The sequence below is a fragment of the Streptomyces sp. B21-083 genome, from assembly GCF_036898825.1.
In the GTDB taxonomy this organism is placed as follows: Bacteria; Actinomycetota; Actinomycetes; order Streptomycetales; family Streptomycetaceae; genus Streptomyces.
Genome location: NZ_JARUND010000002.1, coordinates 3,145,654 through 3,166,013 on the forward strand (window position 1 = coordinate 3,145,654; position 20,360 = coordinate 3,166,013).

Here is a 20,360-nt window from a genome sequence, read left to right on the forward strand (position 1 = left end):
GCGTCTCCGACCCGGACACGTAGGGCTTGGCGTGCTTCGCGGCGGAAGTGGACGCCGCCGAGGAGGCCGCGTGCGTCTGTGCCGTATCGGCGGAGACGGCCGCTTCGCCGGTCACGGCGTGGGCGGTGACGGACCCGCCGAGAGCCAGCGCGGCTCCCACAGCGGAGGTGCCCAGAACAATGCGGACCCGGCCTGAGCGGAAGCTGCGGACGGCGGTGTGACGTGCTGACATGGTCGGTCCTCGAATCATCGGTGTCTGTCTGTCGGCTGACCGCCCGTCATGGGTGGCTTCCCTTGCGGCGGCCCGGTGCTGGAGGCGCTTCCACTCCGACAGACGTCCGAGGCCCCTCCAGGTTGCGGGTCGGACGAGACGAACACCGGAGTGATCGAGTGATCTGGGTCACCAGAACCGGGGAGGGCGTGAAGGCGCTGTTCGAAGCGGCGACGGGGTGCGCGAACGTGACGAGCTGCTGCCCGGTGTCACGGCGCCGACGCGGCCGGCGGCCTCAGCAAACGCCGCACCGCCGCCCCGGCTCGCGGAGGCCACCCTTGCCGCACGGCTCGCGGATCTGGACGGCGCGACGGCTGCGCTCAGAGGACCGACAACGTGAACCGGCTCCAGGAGATCAGACTCGTGCATCCCGCTGCTGAACTTCCTTTGGCACTCCGGCCACTGTCACGAAGTCGTTGTCCACGTGGAGAACGGTGTGCCCGTGGTGGACCGCGGTCGCACACACCAACAGATCGGTCTGGAGGAGCAGGTTGCCAGCCGAGCAGCCGGCCTCGGCCGGCCCCGCGCGCACCCCTTCAACTCCCGCCCTGAAACGGGTGCTTGAGGAGCACGCCGGACTGCTCCATCAGGCTGACGTGAGCCGGCCGGTGAGCGGCTCCGTCGCGCCTGGTACGCGGGACGGATTCGCACAGGTAAAGCGCGTGTGACGAAAACGTTGACGGAATCATTGCCCCCGCTTATCTTCTGACCGAATTTACGAACCACGTTCGAAATCACGAACAGGGACGGTCCCGCATGCCAAAGATGTCAAAGCAGCCCCCCGCCAGACGCCACAGATCCCTGATCCTTTGCGTGCTCGCCGTACTGATCGCCATGGTGTCGGCGACGACCCCGGCCACCGCCGCCGACGGCCAGCCGTACACCAACGCGATCAAGTCGCAAAAGGGCGCCGACCCCTGGCTCCAGTACTACAACGGCAACTACTACCTGGTCACCACCTCCTTCACCGGTGTGCTGACCATGCGGAAGTCGCCGACCCTGGCGGGACTGTCCACGGCCGCCAGCGTCCAGATCTGGAGTGACACCACCTCCACCCGCAACACCAACATCTGGGCGCCGGAGATCCACTTCCTCGACGGCCACTGGTACCTGTACTACTCCGCGGGACAGAGCGGTGTCTCCTGCTGCGACTCACAACGCACCCATGTCCTGGAGAGCGCGGGCACCGACCCGATGGGCCCGTACACCTACAAGAACCAGCTCAGCGGCTCCAACCTCACCCCCGGCGGCTGGCTCATCGACGCCACCGTCCTCGAGAACAACAACAACCTGTACCTGATCGGCAGCGGCTTCATCAACGGCAGCAAGCAGAGCCTGGTCATCGCGCCGATGAGCAACCCGTACACGCTGGCGAGCAGCACCTTCACGATCATCTCCAGCCCCACCGCGAGCTGGGAGACCTCGGGCGGCGCGGTCAACGAAGGCCCCGAGCCGCTCTACCACGACGGCCGCACCTTCCTCACCTTCTCCGCCAGCTACTGCGCGACCGCGGACTACAAGCTGGGCCAGCTGGAACTGACCGGCACCGACCCGCTGAACCCCGCCTCCTGGACGAAGAAGTCCACGCCGGTCTTCCAGCGCGATGACGCGGCAGGTGTCTACGCCCCCGGCCACAACGGCTTCTTCACCTCACCGGACGGCACCGAGAACTGGATTGTCTACCACGCCAACGACTCCGCGAACGGCGGCTGCGGCAACGGCCGTACGACGCGGGCGCAGAAGTTCACCTGGAACGCGGACGGCACCCCGAACTTCGGCACCCCGGTGGCGCTCGGCACCACGCTGCCCGGCCCCTCGGGCGAGACCGCGACGACCCCGACCGCGTACACCCTGGTGAACCGCAACAGCGGCAAGTGCCTGGACGTCGAGGGCGGCAACACCGCGGACGGCACCAACATCTTCCAGTGGAGCTGCACCGGCGGCGCCAACCAGAAGTGGCGCGTCGAGGACCTCGGCAACGACACCAGCCGGCTGGTCAACGTCGCGACCGGCAAGGTCATGGACACCGCGAGCTGCGCGACGGCCGACGGCACGAACATCCAGCAGTGGTCCTGGCTGAACAACAACTGCCAGAAGTTCAGGCTGGTCTACACGGCCACCGGCGACTACGTGCGGATCGTGAACGAGAACAGCGGCAAGGTCGCCGACGTCGCCAACTGCGGCACCGCGAACGGGACGAACGTACGGCTGTGGACCTGGCTGAACAACAACTGCCAGCAGTGGCGCCTCGTCCCCACGACCTGACCTCCCCCCCGTTATGGTTTCCGCGGTCCTGCAAGAGGACCGCTGGCCTCCGGGTCCGGCATGGCTGTTCCCCCCTGTCGAACCGATGACCTGGGGGGTGGTGTGCCACCGGGCCCGAGAGGCGCCGTTGGAGACGCTGATGAGAGGTCCGACTACCGCCCGGCCGAGCGCAATGCCCGGCCGTTTGCGGGCGGCAGGTCTGCATAACGTGGATGCGCGCACGACGCCAACGCCCAGGCCAGCACCGCACGCCCCGTTCGGGAGGACGGGTTGAACGACTACGACGAGACAGGCGTCTTCCAAGACCTACACACAGGCCCTTCTCCGCCTGGCCAGACAACGCAGCAACGTCCTGTTCGCGATGCTCCGCGACGGCACCTTCTACCAACCCCGAACCCCACGCCTCGCTTGACGAAAGACATAGAGGCACCCCCCCGTAAACTGGAGCAACCCTTGAGACGCAACGCCGTACGGCTGCTCATGGCCGTCCTCTTCGCCCTGGTGGGCTGTCTCGCCGGACCCGGCACCATGGCCCACGCGGCCGTGCCCGCCTCCCCCGGCGTGACCTACACCAACCCGATCGCCGAGAAGCGCGCCGACCCGCAGATCTTCAAGCACACCGACGGCTACTACTACTTCACCGCGACCGTGCCCGAGTACGACCGCATCGTGCTGCGCCGGGCCACCACCATCCAGGGCCTGTCGACGGCACCCGAGACCACGATCTGGACCAAGCACGCCAGCGGTGTGATGGCCAACCACATCTGGGCACCGGAGATCCACTACATCAGCGGCAAGTGGTACGTGTACTTCGCCGCCGGCTCCACCAGTGACCAGTGGGCGATCCGGATGTACGTCCTGGAGGGCACCGGAGCCAACCCGCTCACCGCGACCTGGGCCGAGAAGGGCCAGATCAAGACGACGTGGGAAAGCTTCTCCCTCGACGCCACCACCTTCGTCGTGGGCGGCGTCCGCTACCTCGCCTGGGCCCAGCGCAACCCGGCCGAGAACAACAACACCAGCCTGTTCATCGCCAAGATGGCCGACCCCTGGACACTCACCGGCACTCCGGCGGAGATCTCCCAGCCGACGCTGTCCTGGGAGACGGTCGGCTACAAGGTCAACGAGGGCCCGGCGGTGATCGAGCACGGCGGCAAGGTCTTCATGACCTACTCGGCCAGCGCGACCGACTCCAACTACTGCCTGGGCATGCTGACCGCCTCATCGACGGCCGATCTGACCAACCCGGCCTCCTGGGCCAAGGGTGCGCAGCCGGTGTTCAAGACGAGCGACGCGACCTCGCAGTACGGTCCGGGCCACAACTCCTTCACCGTCTCCGAGGACGGCAAGTCCGACATCCTCGTCTACCACGACCGCAGCTACAAGGACATCACCGGCGACCCGCTGAACGACCCCAACCGCCGCACCCGCGTCCAGAAGGTGTACTGGAAGGCCGACGGCACCCCCGACTTCGGCATCCCGGTGGCCGACGGAGTCACCCCGCAGCGCTTCTCGTCGTACAACTTCGCGGACCGCTTCATCCGCCACTTCGACTACCGCGGCCGCATCGACGCCAACGTCAGCCCGCTGGCGGACTCGCAGTTCCGCGTGGTCACCGGCCTGACCGGCAGCGGCACCGTATCGCTGGAGTCGGCCAACTTCCCCGGCTACTACCTGCGGAGCAACGCGAGTTCCGAGGTATGGCTACAGAAGAACGACGGCACGGCGCAGTTCGCGTCCGAAGCCACCTTCTACCAGCGGGCGGGTCTGTCCGACTCGGCCGGGGTCTCCTACGAGTCGTACGGCTCACCCGGCCGCTACGTCCGCCACTTCAACTACCTGCTGTACGTGCAGACGCCGAGCACGGCCACGGACCGGGCGGACGCCACGTTCTACGCGCAGTAGCACGTGCGGACGGCTCTCACCGGGGCCGCGGACCGGTGTCGAAGGCGGCCTCCGTTGGTTGGCCCGAACATGATCGGAACGGTCTTCCGAAGCGACGACGTGCCCAGGGACCCCCTGCCGCCCGCCCGTGTCCAACAGCTGTTGGGGCGACGGCTGTCGGAGCGGGAGGGGGGCGCCCTGCTGACGGGGTTCCTCACCGGGCTGGAACAGCGGGCCGACGTCCTCCAGCCGTACGACGCACCCCGCCTCGGCACCGTTTTGGTCGACCTGCTGTCCGCCTGGTTCGCCCAGGTGCTGGAGGCGGAGGATGCGCTGGCGCCTGCGGCTGCGCGGCGGACCGACCGTCGGTCGGCGACCGTCCCGTCCCGCCCCAGCGGCTGGTCAGAGCACTGCACGAGACGGCCGGACAGCCCCCTCGGGTTGGGCCTCCAAGTCACGCACGAGCCCCCATCTGCAATTATTACGCTTGCGGCATACACCACTGACGTCATAACGGGAGGGACGCGGTTCTCGCGGTCACCTGCGTGCTCGACGACACGCCACGACGGCAGGAGTCGTCCCCGACATTTGGCCGGGCAGTGCTGCAGTCCGACGCGAGGGTCCTCGCGGAGACGTCGCGGGCGCGGCCGGTCAGCCGCGTTGCCGGCGGGCGCGCAGGGCGTTCCAGTGGCGTAGCCGGTCGCTGATCTGGGCTTCGTAGCCGTTGCGGGTGGGCTGGTAGTACGTCTCGCGGTCCATGTCGTCGGGGAAGTAGTCGTCACCGGAGAAGCCGTCGGCTGTGTCCGGGTCGTACTGGTAGTCCTCGCCGTAGCCGAGGTCTTTCATCAGCCGGGTCGGGGCGTTGAGGATGTGGGCGGGTGGCATGAGTGAACCGGTGTGCCGGGCTGATCGGTGTGCGGCGTTGAAGCCGCGGTAGACGGCGATCGACTTCGGGGCGGTGGCGAGATAGACGACGGCCTGGGCGATCGCCAACTCGCCCTCGGGGGAGCCGAGTCGCTCGTACACGTCCCAGGCGGCGAGAGTCTGCTGGACGGCGTGCGGGTCGGCCATACCGATGTCCTCGTTCGCGAAGCGGACCAGGCGGCGGGCGACGAACAGCGGGTCCTCGCCGCCGTCGAGCATCCGGGCGAGCCAGTACAGGGCCGCGTCCGGGTCGGAGCCACGCATCGACTTGTGCAGCGCGGAGATCAGGTTGTAGTGGCCCTCCTGCGCCTTGTCGTACAGCGGGGCCCGCTGCTGGATGTGATGGGCGAGCCCGGCGGTGTCCAGGGTGGTTTCGGTGTCCGGGAGGGCTTGGAGCTGTTCGGCCATGTTGAGGAGGTAGCGGCCGTCTCCGTCGGCCATGGCGATCAGCGCGCGGCGGGCGTCCTCGTCCAGGGGCAGATGGTGACCGGTGAGCTGTTCGGCGCGGTCGAGGAGCGTGGACAGTGCGGCTTCGTCGAGGCGTTTGAGGACGAGGACCTGGGTGCGGGAGAGGAGGGCTCCGTTGAGTTCGAAGCTCGGGTTCTCCGTGGTGGCGCCGATCAGGGTGACGGTGCCGTCCTCGACGTAGGGCAGGAAGCTGTCCTGCTGGGCGCGGTTGAAGCGGTGGATCTCGTCGACGAACAGCAGGGTGCCCTGGCCGATGCCGCGTCGGCTTCGTGCGGTGGCGAAGACCTTGCGCAGATCGGCCACGCCGGAGAAGGTGGCCGACACTGGCTCGAAGGCCAGGTTGCCGGCGTCCGCGAGGAGCCGGGCGATGGTGGTCTTCCCGACGCCGGGCGGGCCCCACAGGATGGCGGAGCCGAGGCGCTGCTGGGCGACCATGCGGCCGAGCGGGGCGTCCGGGGCAAGGAGGTGGTCCTGCCCGACGACATCTTCCAGCCGGGTGGGGCGCAGGCGGTCGGCGAGGGGCCGGGAGGGCTCCTCGCCGAAGAGCGGCAGGGTCACTTCGGTCGGTTCCATCGGTCTCTCGGGTCGCAGGCGGACGTGTGCGGACAGGTGCGTACGTGTGCGGGCATGACGAGCCTTGCACGGGGCACTGACAGGCGTCGGCTCAGCCGTTAGTGGGGAAGGTCGCGGCGTTCATCGGGCACCGGGGCGGTCGCGTCGCGGCAGCCGCTCGACGGCCAAGTGGTAGGAGTCCTCGACCACGTCGGTGACCAGCCGCTCGGTGATGCCGGGTCCCGGCCCCAGTGAGATCCAGTGCCGTTTGTCGAGATAGCGGCCCGGTGTGATCGATGCGTGGCCGCGCTCCAGTGCCCGCGCGTGCTCGGGTTCGCACTTGACCGTGATGATCTGTTCGTCCGGGTCGTCGGTGACGATCAGGAACACCTTGCCCGCGACCTTGTACACGTCGAGTCCGGGGGTGAAGGGGTAGCCGTGGCTGACGTCGGGGAAGGCCAGGGCCACCTGTCGGGCGGTGTCCTGAAACCGGTCACCGGCCGCGCTCACCGGGCCGCCCGCGTGCCGGTGCCGTAGGTGTGCGGGTCGACGGGCTGCTCGGCCTTGGGCAGGTGGGCGACGACGAGCCGGTAGGAGTCGGTGACGAGCTCCCTGACGAGCTCTTTGTCGACGCCGTCTCCGCTCTCCAGGGTGATCCAGTGCTTCTTGTTCATGTGATAGCCGGGGGTGATGTGGCGGTACTGCTCCCGCAGGGCCTGAGCCTCACCGGGATCCGCCTTGAGGATCACCACGGGCCGCCCCGGGACTTCGGTCATCAGCATGAACACCTTGCCGCGCACCTTGAAGACCTCCCAATCAGGACCGAAAGGGTGTTCCAGCTGAGCTCCGGGGAGCTCCTCCGCGCAGTCGGCAGCGGTCTTGTGCAGGGCCGGTCCGCTCATGGGCGTTCCCTTCCTCAAGTGGTGACGGACTGTGGCATCGAAAGACGTGGAGGGCGCGCCGCGCGGGCGCGGCGGCACGTCCCATCCTTCCGCCGCAGCCAACCAGAAAGGCAGTAGGCTGCGGACACGTGATGGTCGACAGGCGACACCCTGACCCGAGCGGAAGCGCGGCCGGTCCGGCTGCGGTTCCGCTGTTCGGTTTTCAGCCCCCGGTCGGCACTCCGTACGGCCTTGAGGTGAGTACCGTCGAGGACTTCTTCGCCCAGCACGACGACTGGCCGTGGAACCCACCCCGGCCGGGCCGCGCCACCTTCCACTACCTCATCGCCGTCACTGAGGGTGAGCTGCGGCACGACGTCGACCACGTCACGCGGACCGTTGCCCCCGGCCAGTGGCTGTGGGTGCGTCCCGGGCACGCGCAGTGCTGGCATCCGCCCGGCGCGGCCCGCGGCCCGTTCATCCTGTTCGAACCGGACGTGCTGAGGCCCGACATCGCCCGCCTCCTGGCCCCGCTCACCGCGCACGAGGCCCCTGCCGTGCTCACCCCGCACCCCGACGACACCGCCTGGCTCCATCAGACGGCACTCCAACTCCTGGACGAACACCGCGCACTGGGGCGCCGCCCCCTCGACATCCACCACGCCCTGCGCCGCAGCCTGCTCGAATCGCTGCTGCTGCGCCTGGCCAACTCCCAAGGCATCGCCTCCACCGGCACGGCCACGGCAGGCACCGGCCGCGCCGACAGGTACCGGTGCTTCCTGGACGCTCTGGAGCTGCACTTCCGCGAACTGCACCAAGCCGCGGACTACGCCGAGTTGCTCGACTGCTCGGTCCGCACCCTCACCCGCGCCACCCAGGACGCCACCGGCAAGGGGGTACGTGAACTCATCGACGAGCGGCGCCTCCTGGAAGCCCGGCGCCTGCTGGGAGCTGCCCGGTGGGACGCCCGGACCGTGGCCGTCCACCTCGGCTTCACCGACCCCGCGAACTTCGGCCGCTTCTTCCGCGACCGCACCGGCCTCACCCCGGCCGCCTACGCGGCTCACGAAGCGAGGACCGACGCTTGACGGAAACGCGGCGAACGCCGGGCTTGCCCGTCAGGAGGCAATGGCTGTCTTCGCAGTCTGCGCGTTGTCGCACCGCTCACTGTCAAGGGCCCGCCGGATGAACTCCTCACGGGTCGCGCTGGAAGCGCGCGACACAGCCGCATGATCCACCGTCATGTCGAACCCGTGGAAGCTCCCGCCCCACATGTGCAGATCGACGCTCACTCCCGCCTCGGACAGACGGCCGGCGTAGCTCAGGATCTCGTCGCGGAACCCCTCGGCCGAGCCGGTGTCGATGTAGGTGCGTGGCAGCCGGCTGAGGTCCTCGGCGCGGGCCGGCGCGGCGTACGGCGACACGTCCGGGCCGCCGCGCCGCTCGCCCAGTACGGAGGTCCACGCGTACAGGTTGCTGTGACGGTCCCATACGCCTTCGCGGTCCACCATGCGACTGCTGTGCGTCTCGAAGCGGTCGTCGAGCATGGGGCAGATCAGAACCTGGTGGCTGAGCGAGGGAAAGGCGCGGTCGCGGGCGAGCAGCGCGGTCCCCGCCGCGAGGCCGCCGCCGCCACTGACTCCGGCGATCATGAGCCGCTCGGGGTCGATCCCGAGCTCGGCCGCGTTCTTCGCCATCCACACCAGCCCCGCGTAGCAGTCCTCGACCGGCGCGGGATCGGGGTGATCCGGCGCCAGTCGGTACTCGACCGACACGACGACCGCACTCCCCTCGATCACATGGGGAAGGAGATGACTCACGTGGTCCCGGCGTCCCCCCATGATCATCCCGCCACCGTGGAGGCTGAGGATGCCTCCCTTGGGACCTCGGTCCTCGACGGGGCTGAGAATCAGCACCGTGATGTCCGACTCGCCTTCCGGCCCCGGCACCTGGCGCTCCTCCACCCGCACTCTGCCGCCCGCAGTCAGAGCCTCCGAATCCAACCCGGGGGATCCCGCGGCGATCTGCTGCCGAATCTCCTGCAGGGTCTCGTCCGTCAGGGCCGGAAAGACGGCCCCCCGTGCCTCCTCGACGGGCGCGAGTTCCGGGTCCAACGGGGGCCGGATGGTCGTGGCACCGAACAAGTCTGCTGCTGTCTGGTCCGTCATCTCTTCTCTCCTTCGGAACCAACGGGGAGCGGCGACGCTCACCGCCGTGCTGAGGCACCCACCACGCACGATGTGTGCGATGACCTTGTCGCGTCCCGCGATCAGGTTTCAGTCGTCGAGGACGACGACGTGCTTGCCCGGCGTGGCTCCGGATTCGAGGTCGGCCTGGGCATCGCGGACCTGTTCCAGGCCGTGGTAGCTCTTCGCGACCGGGACGTGGAGGCGTCCTTCGGCGATGGCCTGGAGCTGGTGGGCGAGGACGTCGGCCGGGAGGTCGGCGGCCTGACCGCTGTAGGAGGTCAGCCGCACCCCGCCCGGGATCATGAACGGGCTGAAGTCGGGGATCGTCCACTGGCCCGCCAGGGCTCCGGTGAAGCAGACCGTGCCGTGGCGGCGGACGGCGTTGAGAGTGTCGGGGAGGGCCGAGCAGCCGACCAGTTCCAGGGCGGCGTCGACGCCGTCCGGGATCAGCTCGCGCACCTGGTCGGCGAGGGTGCCGTTGTCGACGAGGGGGTGGTCGACGCCTGCGGCTCTCAGTTCCCCTGACCTCGCCGCGGTGCGGGTGGTGGACAGCACGGTCGCTCCCAGATCCTTCGCGATCGTGGCCGCGCTCAGCCCGACCGTGGAGGTGCCGCCTCGGATCAGCAACGTCTGCCCGGCCTTGAGGTCCAGGCCGGTGGTCAGCGATCCGTAGGCGGTCTGGAACATCTCCGGCAGCGCACCGACGACCTCCCACGGCAGGCTGGTCTCGAACGGGATGACCTGTGCCACGGGGACGGTCACGTACTGGGCGTAGGCACCGTCGTAGGCGCGGCCCATGCCGCCCATCATCGTGGCCACCTGCTGTCCCGGCCGCAGTTCGCTGTCCTCGTCGGCGTCATCGACCACGCCGACGCCCTCGATTCCGGGGATGCGCGGGTAGGTGACCTCCGCATCGGACTCGCCCTTGCGGGTGGAGACCTCGGATTCGTTGACGCCGAACGCTTTGACCTTGATCCGCACCCAGCCGGGCTTGCGGACGGGCACCGGGACGTCCTTGATCTCCAGTGCCTCCAGGCCGCCGGGCCGGGTGACGACGACGGCCCTCATCGTCGCCGGTGCGGCGTCGCCGGCTGCTGTCGGTTGGCTCATGTCGCGTACCTCACTCCGTGTTGTCCCCTTGTCCCCCGCGCTCTTCCGTATCGCCCGCCGGCCGTCAGGGGCGGTCGATGCCTTCCCACAGGTCGAGGACCTGCTGGTAGTGGGCGGTGCCCTCGAAGGGAGAGTTGCCGACGGTTTCCGAGGTGGGCTGGTCCGTGACGGCGGGCCACAGGCGGGAGTGCTCGCCGGTGGCGAAGTCGAGCACGATGTCGCGGATACGGGTGTCCCGCTCGGCCTGCTCCGCGCTGCGGCCCGGCTGTTCCTGGCCGACCAGGGCGTACATCTCGGTGCCGTGCACGGCGGGCGCGCCCTCGGCGGGTCCGATCAGGAGGAGGTGGGCGTTGCCGCCTGCGGCGGCGTGCGCCAGGGCGCCGCGGGCGGCGGGGATCGCGAAGAGGTAGTCCGCCATGACCGCGGCGCGGACCTCGGCCGGGGTACGGCCGCCCTGGTCGTAGGCGTCGACGATCTTCTGCGCGCGGGAGCGGGAGATACGCCACCCCGCGACCTCGTCGACGACGCGGTCGACGGTGCCCGGGTCGAACCGGTCGAGGTCGTTCGCCACCCACCAGCCCATGTCGTCGCTGGCCATGCTCAGCAGGATGTCGACGTCGCGGTGCGCGCCCGAGGCGAGGACGTCCATGGGGTGGGCGTGCACCACCGCGCCGGGCTGCCCCAGGTCCAGGACGACGCCGGTGGCCTTGTTGTCCACCCCGCCGCGGACTCCGAGGTCCGTCGGGGCGACCTTGCGCAGGGCGTCCCGCAGCGAGAGCGCGTCGAGGTCCAGCAGCTTCTCCGGGTTGTCCGCGACGCCGAGTTCGGTGACGAACAAGTGCGCGAGTTCCTCAGCCCACCAGGCCGGGATGGAGCGGGCGGGCCCGCCGGAGAACCCGGCCAGGCGCCGGTACAGGCCGTCGGCGGAAGATGCGCCGAGCAGTCCGAAGGTGGAGTAGGCGCCGGCGCTGTGGCCGTAGACCGTGACCTGGTCGGGGTCGCCGCCGAAGTGGGCGATGTTCCGCTGGACCCAGGTGAGGGCGGCGATGATGTCCTGGAGGAAGAGGTTGCTGGCCTCGGCGAGCTTCCCGCCGTACTGCGAGAGCGAGAGCGGACCCAGGGCGCCGAGCCGGTAGTTGACGGACACGCCCACCACGCGCCCCGTCGCGGCGAGACCGGCGGCGTTCGAGGTGATCTGCGTGTTCGCGCCGTACTCGAATCCGCCGCCATGGATGTACACGGCCACGGGCAGCGTCTTCCCGGCCGGCTGCTCGGGGGCCCACACGTTCAGGTTCAGGCAGTCCTCGCCCATCCCGCTGTCCGCTTCGAGCCAGTCGCCGCTGTCGGGCTGGATCGCGACGACGCCCTTCCGGTCGTACGGGAGCCTCGGATCGAAGCCCGCGACCACGGGGCGGCGGTACCGCTCGGCGGTGGCGTACGGGATTCCCCACCAGGACCGCACCCCTGGTGCAGTCGGAGCCTTGGGCGCGGTCTCGGTCATGGCGTGAGATTCCTTCCGGAGCGGTTCGGGTGTTTCGCGCGGCGTGTCGGCGGCTGATCGCTCGCGTTGACGCCCCCAGCATCACCTGGACTCCGATGAATCGCCCGGCGGACAGCGGTCACCCGATGGTCATCAGGCGACACTTGCCTGATCCTCCTCTTCTCCTCGTGGCCCATCGCCGCCGGGCAGGCAAGAGCGACCCGAGGCCCTGCCGTCACCGGTTCCCTGGCTCGACACGCTGACTTTCCTAGGAAAGCCGGCGCAGCTCGCGGGCCCGAGCATGCCCGCTGATCATGCTGCTGCATCGGGCGGTGCTCTTCCTGGCCTCGCCCAGGGACGCGAGTCGGCCGCAGAAGGCGACGGGTGTGGTGTGACGTGACGGGGGGAGGGCTTCGTTGATCTTCTGAGGTTCGTTCTCGGGGGGCCGTACCTGCCCTAGAAACAGTGCAGGGTCGGCCGTCACACCGGCCTGACGGCCGAACCGCAGGGCTCTACCCAAGAGGGGCGAGTAACCCGTCCGGGCGGTTTCCACTTGGGGCAGTTTCCCCACCCCTGGATGTCATCGCAGATGGAACACAGCGAGGGCGACAGTGTCCACACAGGTCCTGGTAGAGGTCGAACAGGGACGCCGCTCGCACCGTTTCCCGCGCCCGCACGGACACGCTTCGATCTTCGTGCCGATAGACAAAAGCAGGGCACGGGTTCATCGGCCGGAACGCTGCCGAAGTCTCACATCGCTGCCGGCCTTGCAGTTCTTGCGCGGCGGCCGCATACGCTCGGCTCAGAACGTCGGCCACGACTCCGCTCTGGATGGACGCGCCCAGCCCGCCGTCCCACGAGGCATCCGTCGGCGTCGTGCGGTCAGCAGGGATCTCAGAAGTCTCATCTTCAAGCCACGGAAGCAGCAGCCGGAACTCTTCGTTCACGTCACTGCCCCCCTTCCGCCCTCGGCTCGCACACCCAGCGTACCGGGAGTATGAGACAAGCCGTTCTGCGTAAGTGGGGCACGTCTGGCGGCAGTTGGCGACCAAGCCGCACCGACGCTACGAGACCAGGTAAACACGCGTTACGGGCCTTGAGTCCCATTGGCGAGTATCAGGCTGGGACCCGTACGTCCTTGCGCACAAGAAAGCCGCCATGCGCCGCATCCACGAACTCGCCGGACAAACTATCGAGAACGCGGGCGAAACTCCCAGCCGCCTGTCAAGGGCCTATCGTCCAAGACCCGTCACAACTGACGCACCCGAACGCCGGGAAGGTCGTCGAAGCGTGCCCGCTTGTCGTGGGTGACCACCGCGCGGGCGGTGGTCAGCGCGGTGGCTGCGATGATCAGGTCGTGCGCGCCCCGAGGTTGACCGGCTCTGCGGACGTGGGCGAGCAGCCGCGCGTGCGCACGTGCCACATCCACGGTGTATTCCTCGACCGGGATGGTGGCGAGGACGGTATCGACGAAGGACTGGCGGGCGACCCGGTTGGTGTCGTCCGCCAGTTCCACGCCCTGGAGCAGTTCCGCCGCCGTGATGGCGGCGATCGCCGGATCGTCATCGTCGGCCAGCGCCTGGTCGAGGGAGACCTTCCGGCGCTCGATCGCGATCAGCACGCCGGTGTCCAGGATCAGTCGTTCCACGGGTCGTCCAGGGTCAGCAGGTCACGGGTGGCGGTGACGTCATCCTCGAAGGCATCGTCGAGCGTGCCGACATGACGCATGAGAGCGTCCTTCACTGCCCGTCCCGTGGCCTTGGGTGCGGGAGCGAGCACGGCCAGACGCTTGCCTCCGCGCGTAATCACGACGGTTTCCCCGCGTTCCGCACTGTCCAGCACGGAGGCGAAGTTCCGTGACGCTTCGGTAGCGGTCATCGTCTTCATGACCTCATTTTCTCAGAGAATCTGATGCTCGACAAGACACGTGGAGGGCTGGCAGGAGTCCCGACCGGCGAGCGCCCGCCCCCGTCCTGAACCCCGCGTCCCTTGAACACGGTTTCGTCATGGTTCGCCGCATCTCCGATCACTACATCATCGCAGGTCACAGTACTTGAGGTACTTCAGCTTCACGAGCTTTCAGAAGCGAAGCGGAGGGTTTCCCCTCACCTAACGAGCGGTAGGGCGGGTGGGACTCGAACTCACGGCCGACGCATCGTTTCCCAAGTCAGGCAAGATCTGGCGCCGCAGGCATGCTCCATCCTTGCCTCCTTTCCGATCTGCGCACCCGTCCTGGCCCACCGCTTCGGCACCCTGGGCGCAGTCGCCGCCTTCTGGACCGCGCAGGTCATCCCCCGCCCCCTCGGAGCGCCGACTGGATGGCACTCCCTTCCCGCACCCACGGCGGCCACGACCTCGGCCTGCCGCCCTCCACCCTCGCCTGGACGGCCGCGATCATCGGATTCGTCGGCTACCTGGCGGTGTCCCGACACGACAGGGGTGCGCACACCGCGGCATGAGGCAAGGACGCGCTGGGCCGTTTCCTGTCCGGGCCGCTCGCCTCGGGGCAGCCCTCCCAAACCGACCACCGCACCCACACGCCACCCTGGGCAGAGGGCCGACCCAAAAAACACCAGACGCCACTTGCGATTCCTCGCGTCCAGCCAGCGTCCAGAATCGGGCGTGCAGCCCCTCAAAACGTCGACCACCGAGACGTGCCCAACATCCAGGCCACCACGCCAGAGCAGGTCAGAGCGATTCGAACTAACGTCTACGGCCGCAGAGTTGAAGTCACGCGCAGCGGATTCAGCCCCGTGGGCCAACGCCCTGAATCCGCACCCCGGATGAGACGTTTCCGCAGGTCAGAGACGTGCACAGTGGGGCGGGTGGGACTCGAACCCACGGCCGACGGATTATGAGTCCCAAGGTTTCACGCTGGCTCACTCCGGGACGCTCCGGCCACTCCGAAAATCCCTGGTGGCATCGGGGTGAGTCTCTGGCTCACTCCGGCCATTCCGGGGTGCTGCGGGACCTCCGCTCACGCACCGCTCACGCAATCGCGAGGGTCCACGTGCACCCTGAACAGGGCCTATCCATTGTCTCGCACTCCCCCGCACACCACAACGAGCGGACGTCTTCGGTTCCTCCAGCGGTGGAGGAACCGAAAGCCCCTCCGTCCAGACATGGAGCGGTCCTTGCTGCCCGCGGGCTCCGGAAACTTTGCGGATCTCCGCAAAGTTGTCCCTCCGCCTGCGCGTGGGGCGACTTCCACCCTCCTCCACCGCTGGAGGAGGGTGACGCAACGCCCGGACATGGGTCGGCCCCGACCGGATCGGCGTCCGGCCGGGGCCTGGTCCCGCCCGCCCCAGGTGTCACGGGGTGCGGGGCGGGCGGGAGTTCAGCGGCGCTTACGGTGACAGGTGCAGCCGCACTTCAGGACCATGATGGGAACCTCCCAGGCGGGCGCCCCCTCGCGCCGGATGACCTTCGGGCCGGTGCAGTAGTGGTGCGCGTTCAGGCTGCACTCGGGGGACTTGTCGTCGGTGCTCACAGCGGGCGGTCAGCGAACGGGACCAGGCCGTAGGACTCGCGGCACGGCCGGCAGGCGAACGCGCCGCCGCCGGGGCCGGAGCCCTGCTCCTGTACCTGGATCAGGCGGACGCCCGAGGCGAACGCCTGGTGCCAGGCGCAGTACCCGTAGGCGCCGGGGGTGTCCTGCGCGGGTGCGGTTGTGGGATTCTCTGCCATGTCGACTCCAACCAGTCGTCCATGCCCCCGGCCGGTCACACGGCGCGGGGGCTACCTGTATCCCCGCAGCGTAGACCTAGCTAGCTAGGGTGGATAGGCGAGTCAGGCTAACTCGTCTCGCTCAGTTCGATGACGTTGCCTAGCGTCACGATCATGGAATGGGAGCCAGACGTGCCGAGGTGGAAGCAGGTCTACGCAGTCATCGAGGAGCGGATCAGCGACGGGACGTACGCGCCCGGGGCCCAGCTGCCCGGCGTCCTCGCGATCCAGGGTGAGTTCGGCATCGCGCAGATGACCGCCCGCCGGGTGCTCACCGAGCTGCGGGCGGCCGGCCTCGCGCAGATGCAGCCGGGCATCGGCACGTTCGTCACCGAACTGCCCAAGGAGTAGCCGGGGGTGCTCACCGGCGCCTACCCCTGGACGCACGAAAGCGGCCCCGCCCTCCGAGGAGAGCGGGGCCGCGGTCGCGGGTCTGGTGTAAGGATCGGCGTTGTTTTATTACACGGTCTGCTACACCCAGGGCATTACGGGTATTGGCGTCGGGGGTCAAGGCCCGCGGCGAGCGGGCCCGGGGCGTCACTGCTGCCCGGGTTGGGTGCGCCGTCACGTCGGCAGACGAGGGCGTCTGGGTCATCGGCCGGGGCCTGGAGGCTGTACCCGTCCGGACAGGTCTGCCCGTCACGGCCCGCTGCTCCGGGCGGCCCCTGCTCGCCTTGTGGGCCTGCAGGACCGGGCCCGCCCTGCGGCCCGGCCGGACCAGGGGAACCGGGGGAACCGGCCGCTCCGTCCGTACCCGCAGCCCCTGTTGGGCCGGGTGAGCCGACACCGTCCGTGCCGTCCTGGCCGGGCGAACCAGAGGGGCCTGGCGAGCCTGGCTCGCCTTCCGGACCGGGCGGCCCGGGGATCGGCACCGGCACCTCCGCCCGGTCCGGGAGATCCGCGACAGCCTTCGTCGGGTCCGGTGCGACTGGCGTCTCGCCCTGTGCCTGTACCTGCGCCCGTAGTGCGCGCACGTCGCCGGCCAGCGTGCTCACCGCGGTTCCGCGCTTGTCGGCCTCCTGGGCAACGGCCGTATACCGCCGGTCCGATGCCGTCCGGTCGGCGTCTACGCGGTGCCATGTCGCCCACGCGATCCCGAACAGGGCGACGATCGCGCACAAGGTGGCGAGACCGCGCCAGTGCTGGACGATCGTTCGCTCTGTTCGGGTCATGGGGGCGGGGTTCCTCCGAGTCGAATGATCTCTATCTCAAGCTTCGTCATCCTGATGAGGTCGTCGTGCCGCTGCTGACGCAGGACGCCGACCTCGGTCTGCGCGGCCGTCAACTCAGCTGTCTTCCGGATCACTTCCTCTTGAACCTGGTCGGTCACCGAGTTGAACCGCGTCGTGGAGTTCTCGCCGCGTTTCCCCACGTACACCACCACCGAGCCGATGAGCCCAGCCACGCACGCCAGGACCGCGCCGATGGTGGTGTCGGTCAAGGTGGCTCCCTACAGGTTGCGCGAGGAAGGGCCCGTCTGCCGGTTGGGCACGGCGTAGGTGATGCCCCACGCGCCGAGGACAGCGAGCACGATGGTGACGCCCTCCCCTGTCGACAGGGCTCCGTCCTGTACGGCGGTGACCGCCGCGGTGGCGCCGGCGGCGATACCGGCAACGATGCTCTTGGCGATGCTGGAGATCTTCATGGGATGCCTCCTAGTTGGCGAGCCTGGCGGCGAGTTTCGCCGCGACCTTCTCGGCGATGGCCTCGGCGAGCACGGGGCTCGCGGCGATGGCCTGCACCTGCGCGTCGGTGAGCGCGACCGGCTTCGCGGCGACCGCCTTCGCGACCCGGTCCACGTCGCTGTTCTCCAGCACGCCGCCGCCCGCGATCAGCTTGTTCGCCGTCGCCAGCGCGACCTTGTCGATGTCCTCAGTGGTGAGTGCCACGTCGTCCTCCTCGGTGGTGGTGCCGGCCGCGCGGGCGACGATGCCCGGGAACACGACCTTGTAGAACTGGTCCACGCGGGCGTCGCCTGGGCACGAGTGCGCCGATGGGTTCCATGCGTTGAACAGGCGGTGAAAGCCGAAGCCCGGGTCGCTCTCGCTGCGGCAGATCCGCAGGGGGATGCCGTGCTCCTGGTGCAGCCACACGCCGAGCTTGATGAGTGCCTCGACCTGCGAGGCCGTCCACGGATCTGACGCCTGCAAGTTCGACGCGGACTCCAGCGACACCGCGCCTGTGCCGTCCGCCCGCAGGTTCGCGGCAGCGTTCGCATCCGCGCGGGTCTGCGTGCCGATGAACTGGCCGAGGCTCCCGTCGTAGCCGAGCCCGAAGTGCGACTCCAGGTTGGTGGAGTCCCGCCAGTACTCGTAGGTCCGTTGCGGCGTCCACGGGGCGACGATGCTGTGCACGATGAACTGCGTAGGTCGGATCGCCGGTTGCGAGTCGGACTCGGGTTGGAGCTCCATCCTGGTGGCGCCGGGGTACCAGGCCATCAGACCTCCAGACATGACGAAAGCCCCGGCCGGATGGCGCGGGGCAGCGGGGTGGGCGAGCGTCAGAGTTCGGCGACGGGCACGGCGACCAGCTCGATGCGGTCATACGGCCCCCAGTCGCCGGTCTCGTACAGCAGGCCGACCGTCGCCGGGTCGAGCATCGCCATCGAGGAGTACGCGGCGTGCAACCCGGAGATTTTGCGGCAGGTCCACCAGGTGCGGCCGCCGTCGTCGCTCCGGCGGATCACCATCGTGACGCGCCCGTCAGGATGCTCCGGCCCCGCGTACAGCAGCGGGCCGCCCGGTACCTGCAGGAGACTGCCGTGCACGACCGGCGTGGTGATCGTCCCCTGTACCCGGTAGGCGGACTGCACGGTCGTGCCTCCGTCGGCGGAATAGGTGTCCGCACGGGTGCCGGCCACCGTGCCGCCCTGGTCACGGGCGTTGAAGTACAGCCGCCCATCAGGGAGTTCGGCCACGCACGATTCGTTTTCGTTCAGGGCGCCGGTCGGGTTCGACGAGGTGAAGGTGACCTGCCAGGTGTGGCCGCCGTTGTCCGAGACGATGGCGTGCGCCCCCAAATACTTGCCCTCCGCCCCCGTGTCCGTACTCCCCGACGCGGGGGCCCGGGAGTGGTTGGCCGGGATGACGAGCCGTCCCGGGTGGGCGCCGCCGGTGACCGTGACACCGCGGCCGGGACCGGTCGCGTACCAGCGCATCCACGGCGCCTTCACCTGGGTGGTGATGTCGACGGGCGTGGACCAGGTGGCACCGGAGTCCACGCTGCGCTGGACATACACCTGCCGGGTCGCCAGCCCCTTCATGATGTCCGCCTCGGTCACGGTGCCCGAGTGGCCGCACGACACCAGGACGAGATCCCCGGACGCCGGATCGGTCACGACCACCGGATTGCCGGCGGTGTTGGCGCCGTGGCTCGTGACGACCGACAGCGGTCCCCAGGTGGCGCCCCCGTCGACGGAGCGGCGGGACACGATGTCGATCTCGCCGCTGTCGGCGCTGCTGGCCTTACGGCCCTCCGCGATGGCGAGGAGCGTGCCGTCGGGGGCGAGGGTGAGGACGGGGATGCGGTAGGCGGCGTAGCCGTCGCCGTTTGCGGTGAACGGGACCGACACAGGGGGGTGTCCTCTCAGACGAACCGCTCGACGAGCTGCCGGGCGGTGAGGGTGTTGGAGGCGCTGGCCGCAGCCCACTGGGCGGTGAGGACCAAGTCGTTCGCCGCGGTGGTGTCGCGGGTGATGGCGCCGTCGCTGGACGCCAGCTGCACGTCGCCCACCGAACCGGCCTGCGTCCAGTTGCGGATCTCGTGGAAGTCCGCGTACCAGGTGCCGCTGCCGCCGGTGGTCAGGCAGACGACGTTCCCGCGGACGTGGAATTCCTTGAAGGTCTGCCCGGTGCCGGACGCGGGGGTGGGGCCCATCGTGGCCAGCGCGGTGCCGGCGACCCCGCCGATCCGCAGGCGCCAGGTGAGGTTTGTGGACGCGAGGAAGCTGATGTTCCCGAACGCGGTGATGCGGTAGATCGAGCCGACCGCGGCCTGGGCGGCGGGGATGGAGTAGACGGCTACGACCGTCTCGGTGGTCGTGTTGGCGACGGTGGTCGACGCGGAGGAGTTGACGGCGTTGCGGAGTGCCTGGAACTGGTCGCGCAGTTCGGTGTTCACGAGCGTGGCGGTGACGACCTCACCGGAAACCCACGTGCGGGGCGCTGCAATGATCGACATCAGCTGTCCCCGTCCTGCGCCTCAGCGGCGGCCTGCGCCTCCAGGAGGCGCCGCTCCGCCTGCCAGCGGACATCCGCCGGGTGGTACCAGAACTGGTGGCGCCTGGGCTGGTGGTCGATCTGTGCCTCGATGGCGTCGGGGAAGGCGGGGAAGACGACGGGGTGCCAGCCGTCCACGCAGACGGTGCACAGCATGTGCGGGTCGGTGGGGCTGACGACGTGCCCGGCACCGCAGTCGCATTCGGCGATCCACCGGCCGGCGTCGATGCGCGCATACAGCGGCTCCGAGGTCTGCTCGCGCGGGATGTCGGGCAGACGCCGTTGTGTGTGGATCTCCGTCCACCGCAGAACTCGCTCGCCCGCCGGCAGCCCGTCCCACACATCGGCGGGCATGGTGGGTGGGGGCAGGTAGAAGGTTTCGGCACGCTGCAC

General features: G+C 69.0%; 22 protein-coding genes and 3 pseudogenes. 7 read left to right on the forward strand and 18 right to left on the reverse strand.

Annotation, left to right across the window (positions count from 1 at the left end; translation table 11 throughout):
* Positions 1 to 626 precede the first annotated feature (626 nt).
* Positions 627 to 746 (reverse strand): annotated as a pseudogene (locus QA861_RS38000) (VapC toxin family PIN domain ribonuclease); the annotation flags it as partial.
* A 359-nt stretch (positions 747 to 1,105) separates the two neighbouring features.
* Here QA861_RS38000 and QA861_RS38005 point away from each other — a divergent pair.
* The 4 genes and pseudogenes from QA861_RS38005 to QA861_RS38015 form a co-directional block, all read left to right on the forward strand.
* Complete coding sequence (locus QA861_RS38005; protein WP_334594977.1) at positions 1,106 to 2,536, forward strand: family 43 glycosylhydrolase; 1,431 nt, start codon at positions 1,106 to 1,108, stop codon at positions 2,534 to 2,536.
* A 289-nt stretch (positions 2,537 to 2,825) separates the two neighbouring features.
* A pseudogene (locus QA861_RS47305) lies at positions 2,826 to 2,948 on the forward strand (IS110 family transposase); the annotation flags it as partial.
* A 68-nt stretch (positions 2,949 to 3,016) separates the two neighbouring features.
* Complete coding sequence (locus QA861_RS38010) at positions 3,017 to 4,441, forward strand: family 43 glycosylhydrolase (RefSeq protein WP_334594978.1); 1,425 nt, start codon at positions 3,017 to 3,019, stop codon at positions 4,439 to 4,441.
* A gap of 111 nt (positions 4,442 to 4,552) precedes the next feature.
* Positions 4,553 to 4,762 (forward strand): annotated as a pseudogene (locus QA861_RS38015) (AraC family transcriptional regulator); the annotation flags it as partial.
* A gap of 309 nt (positions 4,763 to 5,071) precedes the next feature.
* On the opposite strand, the gene QA861_RS38020 reads toward QA861_RS38015, so the two are convergent.
* From QA861_RS38020 to QA861_RS38030, 3 genes are all read right to left on the reverse strand, one after another.
* On the reverse strand, positions 5,072 to 6,385 hold the full coding sequence (locus tag QA861_RS38020) for a replication-associated recombination protein A (RefSeq protein ID WP_334593339.1): 1,314 nt from the start codon (positions 6,383 to 6,385) through the stop codon (positions 5,072 to 5,074).
* A 120-nt stretch (positions 6,386 to 6,505) separates the two neighbouring features.
* Positions 6,506 to 6,874 carry an MmcQ/YjbR family DNA-binding protein gene (locus QA861_RS38025; protein ID WP_334593340.1) on the reverse strand — a complete coding sequence of 123 codons (369 nt, stop codon included), beginning with the start codon at positions 6,872 to 6,874 and terminating at the stop codon, positions 6,506 to 6,508.
* The gene (locus QA861_RS38030; RefSeq protein WP_334593341.1) at positions 6,871 to 7,266 is read right to left on the reverse strand and encodes an MmcQ/YjbR family DNA-binding protein; all 396 of its coding nucleotides are present in this window, start codon (positions 7,264 to 7,266) and stop codon (positions 6,871 to 6,873) included. The genes QA861_RS38025 and QA861_RS38030 overlap by 4 nt, the downstream gene beginning before the upstream one ends.
* A gap of 236 nt (positions 7,267 to 7,502) precedes the next feature.
* Here QA861_RS38030 and QA861_RS38035 point away from each other — a divergent pair, with 236 nt between their 5' ends.
* Complete coding sequence (locus QA861_RS38035; RefSeq protein WP_334593342.1) at positions 7,503 to 8,333, forward strand: helix-turn-helix domain-containing protein; 831 nt, start codon at positions 7,503 to 7,505, stop codon at positions 8,331 to 8,333.
* A gap of 30 nt (positions 8,334 to 8,363) precedes the next feature.
* On the opposite strand, the gene QA861_RS38040 is transcribed toward QA861_RS38035, so the two are convergent.
* From QA861_RS38040 to QA861_RS38060, 5 genes are all read right to left on the reverse strand, one after another.
* Positions 8,364 to 9,413 (reverse strand): alpha/beta hydrolase fold domain-containing protein, encoded by a 1,050-nt coding sequence (locus QA861_RS38040; RefSeq protein WP_334593343.1) that lies wholly within the window; start codon positions 9,411 to 9,413, stop codon positions 8,364 to 8,366.
* A gap of 108 nt (positions 9,414 to 9,521) precedes the next feature.
* Complete coding sequence (locus tag QA861_RS38045; protein WP_334593344.1) at positions 9,522 to 10,544, reverse strand: alcohol dehydrogenase catalytic domain-containing protein; 1,023 nt, start codon at positions 10,542 to 10,544, stop codon at positions 9,522 to 9,524.
* 64 nt (positions 10,545 to 10,608) lie between these two features.
* Entirely contained in the window at positions 10,609 to 12,045 is a 1,437-nt protein-coding gene (locus QA861_RS38050; protein WP_334593345.1) for a carboxylesterase family protein, read from the reverse strand.
* 1,228 nt (positions 12,046 to 13,273) lie between these two features.
* Positions 13,274 to 13,672, reverse strand: coding sequence for a PIN domain-containing protein (locus QA861_RS38055; protein ID WP_334593346.1), 399 nt, complete (start codon positions 13,670 to 13,672; stop codon positions 13,274 to 13,276).
* Complete coding sequence (locus QA861_RS38060) at positions 13,660 to 13,911, reverse strand: type II toxin-antitoxin system Phd/YefM family antitoxin (protein ID WP_334593347.1); 252 nt, start codon at positions 13,909 to 13,911, stop codon at positions 13,660 to 13,662. The genes QA861_RS38055 and QA861_RS38060 overlap by 13 nt, the downstream gene beginning before the upstream one ends.
* A 431-nt stretch (positions 13,912 to 14,342) precedes the next feature.
* On the opposite strand from QA861_RS38060, the gene QA861_RS38065 reads away from it, so the two are divergent.
* Positions 14,343 to 14,483, forward strand: coding sequence for a hypothetical protein (locus QA861_RS38065; protein WP_334593348.1), 141 nt, complete (start codon positions 14,343 to 14,345; stop codon positions 14,481 to 14,483).
* 878 nt (positions 14,484 to 15,361) lie between these two features.
* Here QA861_RS38065 and QA861_RS38070 read toward each other — a convergent pair.
* Positions 15,362 to 15,514 carry a hypothetical protein gene (locus tag QA861_RS38070; RefSeq protein ID WP_334593349.1) on the reverse strand — a complete coding sequence of 51 codons (153 nt, stop codon included), beginning with the start codon at positions 15,512 to 15,514 and terminating at the stop codon, positions 15,362 to 15,364.
* On the reverse strand, positions 15,511 to 15,711 hold the full coding sequence (locus tag QA861_RS38075; RefSeq protein ID WP_334593350.1) for a hypothetical protein: 201 nt from the start codon (positions 15,709 to 15,711) through the stop codon (positions 15,511 to 15,513). Before QA861_RS38075 ends, QA861_RS38070 begins: the two co-directional genes overlap by 4 nt.
* 153 nt (positions 15,712 to 15,864) lie before the next feature.
* Between QA861_RS38075 and QA861_RS38080 the strand changes: the two genes are divergently transcribed.
* The gene (locus QA861_RS38080; protein WP_334593351.1) at positions 15,865 to 16,101 is read left to right on the forward strand and encodes a GntR family transcriptional regulator; all 237 of its coding nucleotides are present in this window, start codon (positions 15,865 to 15,867) and stop codon (positions 16,099 to 16,101) included.
* Between the two features lie 134 nt (positions 16,102 to 16,235).
* Here the strand turns inward: QA861_RS38080 and QA861_RS38085 are convergent, their stop codons facing one another.
* From QA861_RS38085 to QA861_RS38115, 7 genes are all read right to left on the reverse strand, one after another.
* A complete protein-coding gene (locus tag QA861_RS38085; RefSeq protein ID WP_334593353.1) occupies positions 16,236 to 16,922 on the reverse strand; it encodes a collagen-like protein in 687 nt (228 codons plus the stop codon).
* A complete protein-coding gene (locus tag QA861_RS38090; protein WP_334593355.1) occupies positions 16,919 to 17,191 on the reverse strand; it encodes a hypothetical protein in 273 nt (90 codons plus the stop codon). Before QA861_RS38090 ends, QA861_RS38085 begins: the two co-directional genes overlap by 4 nt.
* 9 nt (positions 17,192 to 17,200) lie before the next feature.
* Positions 17,201 to 17,395 (reverse strand): hypothetical protein, encoded by a 195-nt coding sequence (locus tag QA861_RS38095; protein WP_334593356.1) that lies wholly within the window; start codon positions 17,393 to 17,395, stop codon positions 17,201 to 17,203.
* A gap of 10 nt (positions 17,396 to 17,405) precedes the next feature.
* Positions 17,406 to 18,188 carry a peptidoglycan recognition protein family protein gene (locus QA861_RS38100; protein WP_334593357.1) on the reverse strand — a complete coding sequence of 261 codons (783 nt, stop codon included), beginning with the start codon at positions 18,186 to 18,188 and terminating at the stop codon, positions 17,406 to 17,408.
* A 62-nt stretch (positions 18,189 to 18,250) separates the two neighbouring features.
* Entirely contained in the window at positions 18,251 to 19,321 is a 1,071-nt protein-coding gene (locus QA861_RS38105) for a sialidase family protein (RefSeq protein WP_334593358.1), read from the reverse strand.
* Between the two features lie 14 nt (positions 19,322 to 19,335).
* On the reverse strand, positions 19,336 to 19,929 hold the full coding sequence (locus QA861_RS38110; protein ID WP_334593359.1) for a hypothetical protein: 594 nt from the start codon (positions 19,927 to 19,929) through the stop codon (positions 19,336 to 19,338).
* Complete coding sequence (locus QA861_RS38115; protein WP_334593360.1) at positions 19,929 to 20,360, reverse strand: hypothetical protein; 432 nt, start codon at positions 20,358 to 20,360, stop codon at positions 19,929 to 19,931. The genes QA861_RS38110 and QA861_RS38115 overlap by 1 nt, the downstream gene beginning before the upstream one ends.